Annotated in this window: 16 protein-coding genes; 9 read left to right on the top strand and 7 right to left on the bottom strand. The window is 34.4% G+C overall.

Translation table 11 applies throughout. From position 1 onward, the window contains the following. The first annotated feature begins 43 nt into the window (after positions 1-43). Positions 44-433 carry an HIT family protein gene (locus tag FAF07_RS05945; RefSeq protein WP_142784241.1) on the top strand — a complete coding sequence of 130 codons (390 nt, stop codon included), beginning with the start codon at positions 44-46 and terminating at the stop codon, positions 431-433. Here FAF07_RS05945 and FAF07_RS05940 read toward each other — a convergent pair. Together FAF07_RS05940 and FAF07_RS05935 are read right to left on the bottom strand one after the other, a co-directional pair. Further along, positions 428-778 carry a hypothetical protein gene (locus FAF07_RS05940; protein ID WP_142784240.1) on the bottom strand — a complete coding sequence of 117 codons (351 nt, stop codon included), beginning with the start codon at positions 776-778 and terminating at the stop codon, positions 428-430. The two genes, FAF07_RS05945 and FAF07_RS05940, sit on opposite strands and share 6 nt — an antisense overlap. Then, complete coding sequence (locus FAF07_RS05935) at positions 771-1,934, bottom strand: sensor histidine kinase (RefSeq protein WP_142784239.1); 1,164 nt, start codon at positions 1,932-1,934, stop codon at positions 771-773. Before FAF07_RS05935 ends, FAF07_RS05940 begins: the two co-directional genes overlap by 8 nt. Positions 1,935-2,053: 119 nt before the next feature. On the opposite strand from FAF07_RS05935, the gene FAF07_RS05930 reads away from it, so the two are divergent. The 4 genes from FAF07_RS05930 (at position 2,054) to FAF07_RS05915 (ending at position 4,722) form a co-directional block, all read left to right on the top strand. After that, positions 2,054-2,923 carry a flavin reductase family protein gene (locus FAF07_RS05930; protein WP_142784238.1) on the top strand — a complete coding sequence of 290 codons (870 nt, stop codon included), beginning with the start codon at positions 2,054-2,056 and terminating at the stop codon, positions 2,921-2,923. Positions 2,924-2,959: 36 nt separating this feature from the next. Next, the gene (locus tag FAF07_RS05925; protein ID WP_142784237.1) at positions 2,960-3,337 is read left to right on the top strand and encodes a DUF3127 domain-containing protein; all 378 of its coding nucleotides are present in this window, start codon (positions 2,960-2,962) and stop codon (positions 3,335-3,337) included. A gap of 99 nt (positions 3,338-3,436) precedes the next feature. Next, complete coding sequence (aat, locus tag FAF07_RS05920) at positions 3,437-4,066, top strand: leucyl/phenylalanyl-tRNA--protein transferase (protein WP_142784236.1); 630 nt, start codon at positions 3,437-3,439, stop codon at positions 4,064-4,066. A gap of 101 nt (positions 4,067-4,167) precedes the next feature. Continuing rightward, on the top strand, positions 4,168-4,722 hold the full coding sequence (locus tag FAF07_RS05915; RefSeq protein ID WP_142784235.1) for a GNAT family N-acetyltransferase: 555 nt from the start codon (positions 4,168-4,170) through the stop codon (positions 4,720-4,722). A gap of 142 nt (positions 4,723-4,864) precedes the next feature. On the opposite strand, the gene FAF07_RS05910 is transcribed toward FAF07_RS05915, so the two are convergent. Then, entirely contained in the window at positions 4,865-5,428 is a 564-nt protein-coding gene (locus tag FAF07_RS05910; protein ID WP_142784234.1) for a DNA-3-methyladenine glycosylase I, read from the bottom strand. Between the two features lie 227 nt (positions 5,429-5,655). Here FAF07_RS05910 and FAF07_RS05905 point away from each other — a divergent pair, with 227 nt between their 5' ends. After that, positions 5,656-6,273, top strand: coding sequence for a thioredoxin family protein (locus FAF07_RS05905; RefSeq protein WP_142784233.1), 618 nt, complete (start codon positions 5,656-5,658; stop codon positions 6,271-6,273). On the opposite strand, the gene FAF07_RS05900 is transcribed toward FAF07_RS05905, so the two are convergent. The 4 genes from FAF07_RS05900 to FAF07_RS05885 are packed head-to-tail and all read right to left on the bottom strand — an operon-like array spanning position 6,257 to position 9,596. Next, the gene (locus FAF07_RS05900) at positions 6,257-6,979 is read right to left on the bottom strand and encodes a hypothetical protein (protein ID WP_185956528.1); all 723 of its coding nucleotides are present in this window, start codon (positions 6,977-6,979) and stop codon (positions 6,257-6,259) included. The genes FAF07_RS05905 and FAF07_RS05900 overlap by 17 nt on opposite strands. Before the next feature lie 45 nt (positions 6,980-7,024). Then, positions 7,025-7,726 carry a tRNA pseudouridine(55) synthase TruB gene (gene truB / locus FAF07_RS05895; protein WP_142784232.1) on the bottom strand — a complete coding sequence of 234 codons (702 nt, stop codon included), beginning with the start codon at positions 7,724-7,726 and terminating at the stop codon, positions 7,025-7,027. A 1-nt stretch (position 7,727) separates the two neighbouring features. Further along, positions 7,728-8,522 carry an undecaprenyl-diphosphate phosphatase gene (locus FAF07_RS05890; protein ID WP_142784231.1) on the bottom strand — a complete coding sequence of 265 codons (795 nt, stop codon included), beginning with the start codon at positions 8,520-8,522 and terminating at the stop codon, positions 7,728-7,730. Positions 8,523-8,573: 51 nt separating this feature from the next. Continuing rightward, positions 8,574-9,596 (bottom strand): LacI family DNA-binding transcriptional regulator, encoded by a 1,023-nt coding sequence (locus FAF07_RS05885; RefSeq protein WP_142784230.1) that lies wholly within the window; start codon positions 9,594-9,596, stop codon positions 8,574-8,576. A 142-nt stretch (positions 9,597-9,738) separates the two neighbouring features. Here FAF07_RS05885 and FAF07_RS05880 point away from each other — a divergent pair, with 142 nt between their 5' ends. The 3 genes from FAF07_RS05880 to FAF07_RS05870 all read left to right on the top strand — a co-directional run bounded on the left by FAF07_RS05880 (position 9,739) and on the right by FAF07_RS05870 (position 14,423). After that, a complete protein-coding gene (locus FAF07_RS05880) occupies positions 9,739-12,414 on the top strand; it encodes a TonB-dependent receptor domain-containing protein (protein ID WP_142784229.1) in 2,676 nt (891 codons plus the stop codon). Between the two features lie 86 nt (positions 12,415-12,500). Next, positions 12,501-13,808, top strand: a complete 1,308-nt coding sequence (locus FAF07_RS05875) for an MGH1-like glycoside hydrolase domain-containing protein (protein ID WP_142784228.1) — start codon at positions 12,501-12,503, stop codon at positions 13,806-13,808. A gap of 6 nt (positions 13,809-13,814) precedes the next feature. Further along, complete coding sequence (locus FAF07_RS05870) at positions 13,815-14,423, top strand: GNAT family N-acetyltransferase (protein ID WP_317130336.1); 609 nt, start codon at positions 13,815-13,817, stop codon at positions 14,421-14,423. Positions 14,424-14,426: the final 3 nt, after the last annotated feature.

Below are 14,426 nucleotides of genomic sequence, written 5' to 3'. Positions count from 1 at the left end.
TTGTATTTTCCGCTTTGCGGAAGTTTAATAACCCCTCATAATTATGGCATCCATTTTCACTAAAATAGTAAAAGGCGACATTCCTTGTTATAAGATTGCCGAAACAGATGATTATTTGGCTTTTCTGGATGTGAATCCAAATAGCAAGGGTCACACTTTGTGCATTCCCAAAAAGGAAGTTGATAAAATTTTTGATTTAGATGAAGATGCCTATAACGGGTTAATGTCCTTCTCAAGAAAAGTAGCTATAGCCATTAAAAAGGCGATTCCTTGTAAACGTATTGGTATGAGTGTTATTGGATTAGAAGTTCCTCATGCGCATGTGCATTTAATTCCGTTACATACTATGGAAGATGCTAGATTTATTCAAAAGGAAAAACTTTCTGAGACAGAATTTCTGAATATAGCCCAATCAATTAAAGCCCAATTATAAGGTTGTATAAAACGTCCAAGCCACGGCAGAAATCACAATTACACCCACTAAAGCAAGAATAATCCAAGTGGCTTTCTTTAAATATGTGGAAGCTCGTTTTGGCCTAAGGCCCTTTTTATGATATTCAAAAACACGTTCAATATCTTCAGTCCATTGTACAGGGTAAATAGACGTATTGCAGGTCTTACACGCGAGCTCATGTGTAATATCATTTTTAATAGACTTGTAAAACGTGTTTTCGAAGAAGCGTTGCTTAAATGTTAGGCGCAAACCATCGTTACTATAGCATTCCGGACAATTATTTTTTAGAGGTACTTCTTTTATGGGTATGAGTTTATCATTCATAATGGGTAGCGCGCTTTAAGTTGATTTGAAATGTGGTGCCTTTACCAATTTCGGATTGCAAGACTTTTATTTTACCATTATGGAAGTCTTCAATAATACGTTTGGTAAGTGATAGCCCAAGACCCCACCCACGTTTTTTGGTTGTAAAACCCGGCTCAAAAATTTTATTAAAATCTTTTTTAGGAATGCCTTTGCCAGTATCGGTCACTCTTATTTTAACATCATTCTCTAGTTGCGCAATTTCAACGGTTAATTGTCCGCGGCCTTTCATGGCATCAATAGCATTTTTCACTAAGTTTTCAATGGTCCAACTAAAAAGTTGCTTGTTTAAATACACAGGGATATCGCCATCAGGTACAATAATATCAAATTCAATTAATTTAGAAGATCTCGACTTTAAATAATCATAAGCCTCTATGGTTTCTGAAACAATATCTTTCAATTCTAAGGTAGGCAAAGATCCTATTTTGCTAAACCGCTCTGTGATGGTCTGTAACCGGTCAACATCTTTTTCAATTTCAACAATATATTCAGGATTAACGTTTTCACTTTTTAAAATCTCCGTCCAGCCAATTAGAGAGGACAACGGGGTTCCAATTTGATGCGCTGTTTCCTTGGCCATTCCAGACCATAATTTGTTTTGTGTGGCATTCTTATTGCTTCGATAAAAAAAGTAAATAACAGCACCAAACAAAAAAATAATGAGCAATAGCGCTAAGGGATAGTATTTTAGCTTGTTGAGCAATGGTGAGTTTCCGTAGTATATAGTTGATAAAACCTCATCCTTATATTTAATTTCTATGGGTTTGTATTCGTCCTTAAATTTTAGGATCAGTTTCTGTAAATAGGCAGGATCTTCCGCTTTTTTTTCATCTATATTATTATAATCAATACTGCCATCTTGATTAACTTTAATCATGGGCGTGCTTTTATTGCTCTGTAAAATTTCAATGGGAAGTTCACCAATATTATCGGTTAAGTTGTCAGTGCTACTCAATTCTTTTTGAGCAAATGACCAATTTTGCATTTTTACGCGCTCTTCTTCTTTAAAATTTTGAAAAAAAACATAGGTGTTCCATAAGATAAGAGCCACCATAGCAAAAGACACCATAATTATAATCCAGCGAAAGGTGTTGCTGTACTTGGTAAAAATCATTCCATACTAATTTACAGGTAATATAATGCAAAACTGTTAATATTATTGTTCAAGTTGTTAGTAAATCTGTTTTTACTTCAAGTCCAGATTAGTTACATTTGTACAAACCTAAAAGTTTAATGACCTCTATAGATCCTAAGCAGGTATCAACCAGTAAATTACATAGTTATCTATTAAGTGCTGTGGCACCAAGACCTATTGCTTTTGCTAGTACCGTTGATGCGGATGGAAATCCAAACTTGTCGCCATTTAGCTTTTTTAATGTTTTTAGTGCGAACCCACCTATTTTAATTTTTTCGCCTGCAAGACGCGTTAGGGATAATACGGTGAAACACACTTTACGTAATGTGGAGGACACTAAAGAAGTGGTTATAAACGTTGTGAATTATGATATCGTGCATCAAATGTCATTGAGCAGTACCGAGTATGCCGAAGATGTGAATGAGTTTGAAAAGGCAGGCTTAACCATGGTAAAGTCAGATATTGTAAAGCCTTACCGTGTTGGAGAGTCCCCTGTACAGTTTGAATGCAAGGTGAATGACATTATTAAATTAGGCACAGAAGGAGGTGCTGGGAATTTAATTATTTGCGAGGTGGTGAAGATGCATATAGATAATGAGGTTTTAGATGATGATGGATCCATAAATCAGCAAATGTTGGATTTGGTTGCTAGAGCTGGAGGCAACTATTACAGTCGTGCTAAAAAGGGCTTTTTTGAAATACCAAAACCTTTATCAACCTTGGGAATTGGTGTTGATAATTTCCCAGATCATGTTAAAAATAGCATGGTGTTAACAGGAAATGATTTGGGCATGTTAGCTAATGTTGAGAATTTACCCAGCGCAGCTATAGTGGAAGCATTTATTAAGGATTTGGGAGAACGCTATCCTAATATAAAAAAAACAACGCATAGACAAAAGCACAAACTGGCAAGAAACTATTTAAGTTTTGGTGATGTTGAAAGTGCTTGGAAGATATTGTTGAGTTAAACATAGATAAATAAATAAACAGATAAATTTAAATTAATGGAAGTTCAAGGAAGAATTAAAATGGTAGGAGAAACTCAAACTTTTGGAAGTAATGGGTTCAGAAAAAGAGAGATTGTAGTGACAACAGAAGAGCAATATCCACAACATATTATGGTGGAGTTTGTACAAGATAAAACGGATTTATTAAACAGTTACCAAGTAGGTCAACAGGTTAAGATAAGTATCAACTTACGAGGTAGAGAGTGGGTAAATCCACAAGGCGAAACCAAATATTTTAACTCGATTCAAGGTTGGAGAATTGAAGCATTACAGAGTGAAGCTACCGGTGAAAATGTACCACCAGTACCACCAGCAGATGCTTTTGAGCCTGCCGGAGACTTAAAAGAAGAAGATCACGACGATCTTCCTTTTTAATAAAAAGAACGGTAATTCCCGCGAAGGCGGGAATATTAAAATAAGAACCTCACTGTTTATTAAAACCTTGAGGTTTTTTATTTTTACAGAAAATACCCCATGCAACACCTAACCAAAAATATATGGTTCCCAGAAGTCTCTGAAGCCTCATCAGAGGGGTTGTTGGCTGTTGGTGGCGATTTATCGGTAAAGCGGTTACTGCATGCTTACAAGCATGGTATATTTCCTTGGTTTGAACAAAAAGAACCCATTTTATGGTGGTCGCCAAATCCACGCTTTGTCCTATTTCCGAATAAATTGAAAGTCTCAAAAAGTATGGGACAGGTTTTACGACATAAAGATTTTACTGTAACTATCAATAAAAATTTTAAAGCGGTAATAACTGAATGCGCTTTGGCAAAACGTGATGGACAAGCAGGTACTTGGATAACTAACGGCATGGTTGAATCCTATTTAAAACTGCACGAATTAGGGTATGCTAAATCTGTAGAGGTTTGGCGAGAAGATAATTTAATCGGGGGACTTTACGGTGTCGATTTGGGCAATGGCGTATTTTGTGGGGAGAGTATGTTTGCAAAAGAAAGTAACGCCAGTAAAGTAGGCTTCATCACCTTTATTCAAAACACTAATTATAAACTTATAGACTGCCAAGTATATACTAAACATTTAGAAAGTTTAGGTGCTGAGGACATTTCTAGGGATTTATTTTTGGAATATTTACAAGGATAAAATGGTTTGATTTTGTCAGAATAAAATTATGGATTCGTTTAAATTCTGATATAAAACATTAGAAAGTTGGATATTGGCAAAAGTTGTATTTAATTTAAAAAATGACAGAAATCGAGATATTAACGGAAAGAACAAAATTGAGATTGATTGACTTATCAGATTTAGATTCGATTCATCAACTCCATTCTTTACCCGAAACGGATGAATATAATGCTTTGGGAATTCCGAAAAATATTGATGAAACCAAATTTATAATTTTGCCTTGGACCACAGAAAATCAATTGAGTGAAATAAAGAATTACACTTTTGCAATTGAAAACAATTCAGACGGGAAATTTATTGGTTTATTTGGACTAAAGCTCGGAAACAAAAAATATAAAAGAGCTGAAGTTTGGTATAAAATACATTTAGATTATTGGAAAAAAGGTTACGCAACTGAATCTTTAAAAGCAGTAATAAATTTTGGATTTGAAACCCTCAAATTACATCGAATAGAAGCTGGATGCGCGGTAGATAATATAGGTTCCTTTAAAGTTCTGGAAAAATCAGGTATGATAAGAGAAGGGCGAAGAAGACAACTATTACCTTTAAAATCAGGATGGTCGGACAATTTTGAATATTCAATACTCGAAACTGACAAAAGAAAAAATGACTAAGCACAACAATCTATATAATTAATTGCTCAGGTCAATTCATTGAAAATCTTATGTATCTTCCTATGGTTTATTTCTTTTAACAGGTTATTTGTGCAACAAATGCACTAATCATACTCAAGCTATTAAAAAGAACATACCCAATTTAAACCACTTCATACCTAAAACACCTCACTTCATGATCGTTTACCATGCCCGTAGCCTGCATGTGTGCATAAACTACGGTTGAACCTACAAACTTAAAACCTCGTTTTTTTAAATCTTTGCTAATAGTATCGCTTAATGGCGTGTTGGCAGGGGCGTTTTTATAATGCTCAAGTGAATTTGTAATAGGCTTGCCATCTACAAACCCCCATATATAGGTGCTAAAACTTCCAAATTCTTTTTGAATAGCCATAAAAGCTTGAGCGTTTGTAATGGTGGCCCGCAACTTTAATTTATTACGGATAATCCCTACATTCTGGAGCAAAGCATCAATTTTTTCTTCATCATAATTGGCAATTTTCCGATAATCAAAATGATCCAATGCTTTTCTAAAGTTTTCACGTTTACGCAACACGGTAATCCAACTTAAACCTGCTTGAAAGGTTTCTAATATTAGAAATTGAAATAGTGTGTCGTCGTCATAAACTGGCACGCCCCATTCATTATCATGGTAGGCTTCATACAAAGCGTCACCAGTACACCAACCACATCTGTGTTTTTTCATAAGCTGTAAATTATAAAACGTAACTATAAAACCACGAACAATTAAGGTTGTAAGTTTTTTGTTTAAAGTATGACATATGTCATTTAAACTTCAATACCAAGATACTAAATTTGTCGTGAAAATTTGTGTTGTTAAATTAAGGGAGATGAAACATCCATGACTAAATATATAGTCACACATAAGAATGATTGTTAGATGTGACAATAGAAAACAATAAATAGAAGCACATGAAAGGTTATATAAAAAAAGGATTAGAACAAGGCATATCTTACGAAGCCTATAGAGAGTTGGTTAAGAGGCTGGCTGAGACGCATTCTACAACAGGTCTTGAAAAAACCGAAGACTTAATTAATTACACAAAAATGAACGACAAGCGTATGAATCGCTGGGATAAAACGCTTAAGGTTAGTGATGATGCCAAGGCTAAAATACAGTCTGTTAACGCCCCTATTACCATGTTGGTCATTTCGGAGAGCTGGTGTGGTGATGCGGCACATGTTTTGCCTGTACTTAATAAAATAGCCCAATTAAATACTCATATTGAATTTAAGGTCGTACTTCGTGATGAGCATCCAGAACTTATGGATGCTTTTTTAACTAACGGTAGTCGTTCCGTACCTAAAGTATTATTAGTGGATAATGATTCTGGTGAGGTTGTAAACACCTTTGGCCCTAGACCTTCTGAAGCTACTCATTTTGTGAAAAGGTTTAAAGCGCTACATGGTGTTTTAACGCCAGATTTTAAGGAGGATTTACAGCATTGGTACAATCAAAACAAAGGGCAGAATGTAATTGAGGACATGACTGCCATATTTTGTCAATTAGAAACTAGCTTTTGCCAATAAAATAGAACGTTATAGACCCTAGCTGCGTATCTTTTGAAGCATCCGCACTAAATTTTGATTTATTTGCATATTCCAAGGCGTGTTCTTTCAAACATTCATTAGATGATGTTGAGGATGAATTGACATAGGCGTCAGTCACTTTTCCTCTGGAATTAACAGTAATATTAATGACGATTTTACCACCAGTTTCACATAAGTAAACAGGCGTTGGTAAGAATTGATGTGTTCTTCCAACTAAGGAATAGCGTATCGTACTTTTTTTATTGACACCCTCACTTTGTTGCTTTTTCAATAAATCATTAACCTTACTAAAAGATGAGATATCGGCTTCATCTATAGCGGGTTCATGTATGTCCTTGGGAGGTATACTTGTGTTAGCGCTGTCTCCTTCATCACTTTCACTTGGTGTAGCGGGTTTAAAGTCTTCGGGAGGGGCAATGGGTTTGTAGGCTTGTGCAAAATGCTTTTTATCTTGACTTTCATTAAAGGCCTGATTGGTTTCGGCCTTACTTGCATTTAATTGTTCCAAGGCTTCGAGCACTTTAATATCTTCTTCCGTTAATTCTTGTTCTGGTTCTACTTGATAGTAGCTTTCAGATTCAAAAGTATTTTTCTGTTTTAGATTAAAATTGAACACAGAAAGTACTACCGTTCCGGAGATAAGAAACGTGAGTAATACGGCTTTATGTTGATCTGTAAAGTTCAAAATCTAATAATATTCTTGATGTTTGTATATGAAATATACGTAAAATTATGTAATAAGGTTGTTAAGCCCGTTAATGAAGCCTTCAATAGTCTCAGCCTTCTCCACATTAAAATCGCCAATTTTTGTTCTCCGTAAGGCTGATAAATGTGCACCTGAATTAAGAGCCTTCCCAAAATCATAAGCTAAAGAACGGATGTAAGTACCCTTACTGCAAGCCACTCTGAAATCAATTTGTAACCCGTCAATTTTTGTAATTTCAAATTCTTGGATGTGCACGGTTCTTGGCTCTATTTTTACATCCTCACCAGCTCGTGCGAATTCATATAAACGCTTGCCATCTTTTTTCAGTGCTGAAAAAACAGGTGGATATTGCTGAATCTCTCCAATAAATAGCGCTGTTGTTTTATGAATTAAATCCTCTGTAATGTGATCTGCGGGGAAAGTGCCGTTAACTTCGGTCTCCAAATCATAAGAAGGTGTGGTGCTGCCCAAAACAAAAGTGCCTGTATATTCTTTTAGCTGTCCTTGAAAGGTGTCAATCTGCTTTGTCATTTTGCCTGTGCAAATCACCAGCAAACCCGTAGCCAAAGGGTCTAAAGTTCCGGCATGACCTACTTTTATTTTTTTAATTTTAAAGTGTTGCCGTATTTCCCAGCGCAACTTGTTTACAACTTGGAAGGAAGTCCATTTTAATGGTTTGTCTATGAGGAGTACTTGACCTGAAAGATAATCTTCGACGGTTTTCATCTTAATTTAATAATGAAAAGATAATAGCAACAGTACCAACTATGGCACAGTATATAGCAAAGTAGGAGAGTTTACTTTTTTTAACTAATGCAATCATCCATGTACAAGCAAATAAACCAGCAATAAAAGCAGCAATAAAACCAATGGATAATGAGGTGAAGTTTGTGCTATCATATCTAAGATCCCCACTAAAAATGTCTTTTCCAATTTTACCAAATATTAAAGGAACCACCATTAGAAATGAAAATCGAGCTGCCTTGGTTTTATCATTTCCCAACAATACAGAGGTCGATATGGTTGCCCCAGATCTAGAAATTCCTGGAAGCATCGCCACAGCTTGTGAAATACCAATAATAAAGGCATTTGAAAAGGATACTTTTTTTTGGGTGTCTTTGGCTCTATCTGCAAGAAATAATAGAATAGCCGTAACAATGAGCATACAGCCCACTAGTAAAATATTGTCACCAAAAAGTTGCTCCAGTTGATCTTCAAAAAATAATCCGACAATCACAGCGGGAATCATGGATATCGCAATTTTAGAAACAAATTGTAAATCGTCATTCCATTCAAATTTAAACACCCCTTTTAAGAGTTCCAAAATATCTTTTCTAAAGACAACCATGGTGCTTAGTGCTGTCGCAAAATGAAGGACTACGGTAAACAGCAAACTTTCTTCTGGAACGGAGTTATCGCCAAGAATGGCTTTGCCAATTTCTAAATGACCACTTGATGATACCGGTAAAAATTCGGTGAGTCCTTGAATGATGCCTAGAATGATAGCGTCAATTATTTCCATGAGGCAAAAATATTAAAATAGATATAGGAATACTTGATTATATAGGATATTTTAAATTTTAAAAGAAGATTCTCTAATAATAAGATTGGTTTTTATTTCAATGGTTTTATTCATTATGGTTTCACCCGTGGCATTTATTTCTTCAATTAAATAGTTAACGGCAGTTTTTCCTATTCTATTTCCCGGTTGATCGACGGTAGTTAGTTGAGGTTCTATAACTGTAGAGTGGGAAGAATTACTGAATCCCACTACAGCAATTTCTTTTGGAATGTTCACATTATACTTTTTTAATATTTTAATTACTCCTATGGCGGCACTATCTGTAATGGCAAAGATAGCATCTGGTCTTTCTTTTAGATTCAGCAATATATTGGTTAATATTTTTCCTTGTTCCATATTAATATCCTCACAGCTTAAAATTATTTTATCGTCTAATGGAATTTGATGCTCCTTGAGTGCTCGTAAATATCCCGTATATCGTTTTTCAGAATTATATGAAAATTCAGATTCTTTAATAATGGCAATTCTTTTTTTACCAATATTAATTAAATGTTCAATGGCATTAAAAGCAGCCTCTTCATCATTTACCCTTACCTGCGTACAAGGTATTTTGTTAGACACTTTGTCAAATAAAATTAAGGGAATGGTATTGGCTATTTTTAAAACACTTTCAACATTACGAGTCATTTTTGAAAGTGACATCAAAATGCCATCAACTCCAAACTGTATCATGGTATTTAGCATTTCCGATTGTTTATTTATATCATTATTCGATTCAGAAATAATGACGCGATACCCTTTTAGTGCTGCTTCTTCAAGAATACTCCTAATGATAGTAGTAGTGAAATAATGTGTTATACTAGGTACAATAACACCTATGATATTGCTTTTGTGCCGCCTAAACCCTTTTGCGAATATATTAGGGACATAGTTTAAATCTGTTGCTAGTTTTTTTACTTTCTCTGTAGTAGATTCACTAATATCAGGATGATCATTAAGTGCTCTCGAAATTGTAGAAGTAGATAAGTCAAGCATTTGTGCTAATTTTTTTAGGGTAACCACTTCATTTTTCATCTTAATGTGTAAATTTTATTATGTATAAATGTAAAAAACAAACGTTCCCGCAAACGTTTGCATAAAAATATGACAATTTTTTAGAACTTTTATTGTGCATATGCCCATAAATTTGATTAAAAGTTAACTAATTCTAAGTATTATGAAAAAAATTATTTTTACATTATTATGCGTATTTAGCATTTCCGTGACGTTTTCACAAACGGATATATCAGGAACCGTTAAAGACAAAGCTGGTGTGCCAATTACTGGAGCAAACTTACTTGTAGTTGGAAGTACATCAGGTGCAACATCAGATTTTGATGGAAACTTTAGTTTTTCAACAAATCTAACAGGGGTTCAAACTGTTAAAATATCTTATTTAGGATATGAGACTCAAGAAAAAACAGTAACACTTGATGGATCCCCAATTACTTTGCAAATTGAATTGGCAGAGGGTGGTAATTCTTTAGATGAAGTTGTATTAACTGCTTCTGCTACTTTTAGATCTCAAAAGGAGACACCAATGTCAATCAGTTCAATAAAGCAAAAAGAAATAACCAAGCTTTCTGCAAATAGTCAAGCCGATATCATTAGAAGTATTCCAGGTATTACTGCTGAAGGTGGTGGTGGTGAAACTGCTACGAATGTATTTGTAAGAGGGTTACCTTCTGGAGGACAATATGTATTTAACCCGCTTCAATATGATGGTATGCCATTAATGAGTACGTTTGGATTAAACTCTTCTGCTCATGATGTATACGCAAGACCAGATATAGGATTTAAAGGTGTTGAATTTGTTCGTGGTGGTGCTGCTGTATTATATGGTGCTGGTTCGGTTGCTGGTATTATTAACTACACAAGTAAAACTGGAGATTCCAATGATGAAAACATTATTAATGTGGAATGGGCGGATAAAGGACGCTTAAAAACTGACTTCTATACTGGTGGAAAATTAGGAGGAGAAGGTTCTAATACATACTATGCATTTACTGGTTTTGTTAGAAAAGATGACGGTCCAATTGAAACAGGATTGCCAACAAAAGGTGTTCAGTTTAGAGCTAATATCAAAAAGAAATTTGAAAATGGATCGCTTACAGTCCATGGTCAGTTTATTAATGATAAAGCACAATTCTTTTTACCACTTCCTTTAGATGGAAACAGAAAAAGAATTGCCGGTAATGATGGTGAAGATGTATCTCAATTATTGTCTGGAGAATTAGCCAATACATCTTTCTTAACTCCAGGAGGTGTTTATGAAAGTCCAATTGAAGATGGGGTTTTCACGCAAGGTGGATACTTAATGGCGGACTTTAATTATAATTTCTCTGATGATTTAAAATTTAAATCGAAAGTTAAGTATGCAAATTATAAGCATAATTTTGCATTATATGTTGGAGGTAATGGAGACAATAATAACCCTATTACTTTAAATGATTATGTTAGTAATGTTGCACCAGACAATTTAGGGTTTACCGCTCAATACCAAGGAACATCGGCTGCAATTAACGGGTCTGATTTAGTTGTAGACAATTTACATGTAGATAGATTACGCCCTATGACAGATTACTCTGGAGAAGCTTCATTAACTAAAACTTTAGAGGTGACTAACGGAACACACAATATTACGGGAGGTGTTTATTTAGCACGTACTGAGGCAGAAGATGTTAACTATCAATATAGAGTATTGTCTGAGTTTAACAACAATCCTCAATTAGTAAACTTAAGTTATGTTGATACTGGCGGAAATGATGTTACGTTTTCAACAGGAGGCCTTTATAACAGAATTGGTATGACTTCAAACAAGTTTTTATATCAAAGTAAAACTGCTTTTTATTTAACAGATGAGATGGTTTTTGATAAATGGCGTTTTGATGTTGGATTAAGAATAGAAAATACAGAAGGAACTTTTAGTAATGGAAACATTGTAGAAAGTCAAGTTTATGATGATGCTACTTTAACACCAGAATTAGCAAACGTTAACTTTGCAGATGGTAGTTTTACCAGAGCTAATGTTAGTGCAACAGATTGGGCCGTGTCTTTGGCTGGTTTATACAAAATTAGTGAACCTGTCAACTTATATGCTAACTTTTCTAGAGGCTTCTTTTTTCCTCAAATACGAGGGTTTACGCCTATAGCTTCTGGTGTTACAGGAAGTAAATATGATTCAGAAAAAATCACTCAATTTGAAGTTGGGGCAAAATTAGGAACCGCAAAATTAAAAGGGTCTTTAGCGGCCTATTATGTAGGATTAACTGATAGAATTAAAATAGACCAAGGATTTGTAAGTGGTGCATTGGTTGATTTAACAAGATCGGAACAAAGCACTAGAACTATTGGTTTAGAGACGTCATTTGATTGGAGTTTTGCTGATAACTTTAGTTTGAGAGGTACAGGGACTTATCAAGATCATGAGATTTCAAAAAATGTTTCTACAGATTTAACTAACAATACGTCTTCTACAACTAATGAAGGGAATGAATTAGCAAGACAACCTAACTTTTTAGGAAGCTTAGGCGTGCATTTCGATGATAATAAATTTGATGCATTGTTCTCTTTAAATCATACAGGAAATAAATTTGCAGCTGATAACAATACAGTAGAATTAGATGCCATTTCTATTGCACGTATTGGAGCTGGGTATATGTTTAAAATGGGAGATAATGAAGATAGTGACGATACATTAAGACTCGGTTTCTCTGTATTCAATCTATTTAATGATGAAGGGGTTACTGAAGGGGATCCAAGAAATGTAAATCAAGCTGGTGACGCAGAGTTTTTCTTCGGAAGACCTATTTTACCACGTAGATTCTTCTTAACAGCAACATTCAGTTTTTAAATTATATTGATTAGTTTGATTAATTAACTCATCACTTACACAGTTAAGTGTTAGTGGTGGGTTTTTTAAAAAAAAGTATAAAAAGTATGAACATATTAAAAAATAAAGCTATTGAGGTACTTAATGGTAATTGGAAAAATGAGATAGGTTTTAGTATTCCTTGCGCTAACCTATATCCATTCCAATGGTTTTGGGATTCAGGTTTAATTGCTATTGGGTTTGCTCATTTTGATATGCTAAAGGCCGAAAGAGAAATTGAGACTTTGTTGGATGCACAATGGGGTAATGGTTTTATACCACATATTATTTTTCATACTGAGACCGATACATATTTTCCTGGACCAGATTTTCATCGATCTGATTTACATCCCCAGTCCTCAAAAAAACACAGGTCAACAGGCATGACACAACCTCCTGTAACAGGTTTTGTGTTAGAAGAAATGTATCGTATCAGTAAAGACAAAGAGGCAACTTTAAAGTTTATTGAAAAGGCTATTGATAAGGTTTACTATAATCATGAGTATTTCTATAAAAACAGAGACCCTCAAAACGAAGGGCTCGTTTATATATATCATAATTGGGAATCTGGTACTGATAATTCACCCATTTGGGATGATATTTGGGATACCATGAATCCGCCAGAGTACACTTTTGAAAGGCGGGATACGACGCACGTTGATGCTTCAGAGAGACCATCAAAAAGAGAATATGACCACTATTTATATATCATAGATATAGCAAAAGAACACAATTATAGTGACGTAAAAATAGCAGAGCTATCACCATTTTTGGTGCAAGACCCACTATTTAATGCCATGTTGATTAAGTCTAATCAGAGTTTAATCAACTTATATGAAAAGTTAGGTAACGATGAAAAAGTAAGTCAACTAAAGCAATGGCAAGAAAAAAGTATTCATTCGTTTAACAGCAAGTTGTTTGATGAAGAACTTGGTGCATATGTACATTATGATTTACGTAATGAAAGAGCGCTCCGATTTTTATCATCATCATCATTTTCACCATTATATGCTGGTATTCCAAGTAAAGAAAGAGCAGCATCTATGGTAAAAGTTATGATGGATAAGTTTGGAGGGGAACATCAATATTTATGTGCTTCTTTTGATCCTACCAGTGAACGTTTCAATCCAAAAAAATATTGGAGAGGTCCTGTTTGGGTTAATTTAAATTGGATGCTGTTTAAAGGATTAAAGGCATATGGTTATAGCGAAATTGCAGAGCGTGTTAAGCAAGATACTATTGCTATTGTAAATAATAACGGTTTTTACGAATATTTTGATTCAAGAAAAGACATGCACCAGAATGGAAATGCAGGTTATGGTGGGAATAATTTTTCTTGGAGTGCTGCCTTATTGATTGATTTAATTGAAAGTTAGATACAAGTGTCACATTTAGATTACTCAAAGCATTATGTTTTAGAGGATGGCTATGTAAAGCTAATTCCTCTTAAAATAGAACATATTGAGTATTTGTTAAATATTTCAAAAGAACACAATTTGTGGACATATTTTCTTGAAAAAGGAGATGGTTTAGAAAACTTAACTAATTATATATCTTCAACTGTTTATAAAAAAAAGCATAAAAAAGAATATCCTTTTGTAGTTTTTGATAAAAGTAAGAAGCAATATGCCGGAACAACAAGATTCTATGATTATTCATCTGAATTAGAAACTATTAAATTAGGACATACATGGTACGGAAAAGATTTTCGCGGGACAGGATTAAATAAACGCTGTAAATATTTACTCTTTCAATTTGCATTTGAAACGTTGGAATTAGAGCGTATAGGTTTTGGTGCACATGCCGAAAATAAAATAAGTATAGCCGCTATGAAAAGTGTGGGTTGTAAAGTAGAAGGGGTGTTGCGAAATTTTATTCCTGCTATAAATGGTAAGGGGAGAGCGGATATCATTTTATTGAGTATTCTAAAAGATGAATGGTTTGAAAAAGCAAAACCAGAATTAAAAAACAAACTAAATACTAAAACTTAAAAT

This window comes from Changchengzhania lutea (genome assembly GCF_006974145.1).
In the GTDB taxonomy this organism is placed as follows: Bacteria; Bacteroidota; Bacteroidia; order Flavobacteriales; family Flavobacteriaceae; genus Changchengzhania; species Changchengzhania lutea.
The sequence above is the reverse complement of the archived record's forward strand: the minus strand, read 5'-3'. Positions and strand labels throughout refer to the sequence as shown.

Coding starts and splice junctions, on each gene's coding strand:
- FAF07_RS05925 (WP_142784237.1), top strand. CDS start 2,960: ATGGAAGTTCAAGGAAGAATTAAAATGGTAGGAGAAACTCAAACTTTT.
- truB (WP_142784232.1), bottom strand. CDS start 7,726: ATGAAAACCGTCGAAGATTATCTTTCAGGTCAAGTACTCCTCATAGAC.
- aat (WP_142784236.1), top strand. CDS start 3,437: ATGCAACACCTAACCAAAAATATATGGTTCCCAGAAGTCTCTGAAGCC.
- FAF07_RS05945 (WP_142784241.1), top strand. CDS start 44: ATGGCATCCATTTTCACTAAAATAGTAAAAGGCGACATTCCTTGTTAT.
- FAF07_RS05905 (WP_142784233.1), top strand. CDS start 5,656: ATGAAAGGTTATATAAAAAAAGGATTAGAACAAGGCATATCTTACGAA.
- FAF07_RS05885 (WP_142784230.1), bottom strand. CDS start 9,596: ATGAAAAATGAAGTGGTTACCCTAAAAAAATTAGCACAAATGCTTGAC.
- FAF07_RS05930 (WP_142784238.1), top strand. CDS start 2,054: ATGACCTCTATAGATCCTAAGCAGGTATCAACCAGTAAATTACATAGT.
- FAF07_RS05940 (WP_142784240.1), bottom strand. CDS start 778: ATGAATGATAAACTCATACCCATAAAAGAAGTACCTCTAAAAAATAAT.
- FAF07_RS05880 (WP_142784229.1), top strand. CDS start 9,739: ATGAAAAAAATTATTTTTACATTATTATGCGTATTTAGCATTTCCGTG.
- FAF07_RS05935 (WP_142784239.1), bottom strand. CDS start 1,934: ATGATTTTTACCAAGTACAGCAACACCTTTCGCTGGATTATAATTATG.
- FAF07_RS05910 (WP_142784234.1), bottom strand. CDS start 5,428: ATGAAAAAACACAGATGTGGTTGGTGTACTGGTGACGCTTTGTATGAA.
- FAF07_RS05915 (WP_142784235.1), top strand. CDS start 4,168: ATGACAGAAATCGAGATATTAACGGAAAGAACAAAATTGAGATTGATT.
- FAF07_RS05875 (WP_142784228.1), top strand. CDS start 12,501: ATGAACATATTAAAAAATAAAGCTATTGAGGTACTTAATGGTAATTGG.
- FAF07_RS05890 (WP_142784231.1), bottom strand. CDS start 8,522: ATGGAAATAATTGACGCTATCATTCTAGGCATCATTCAAGGACTCACC.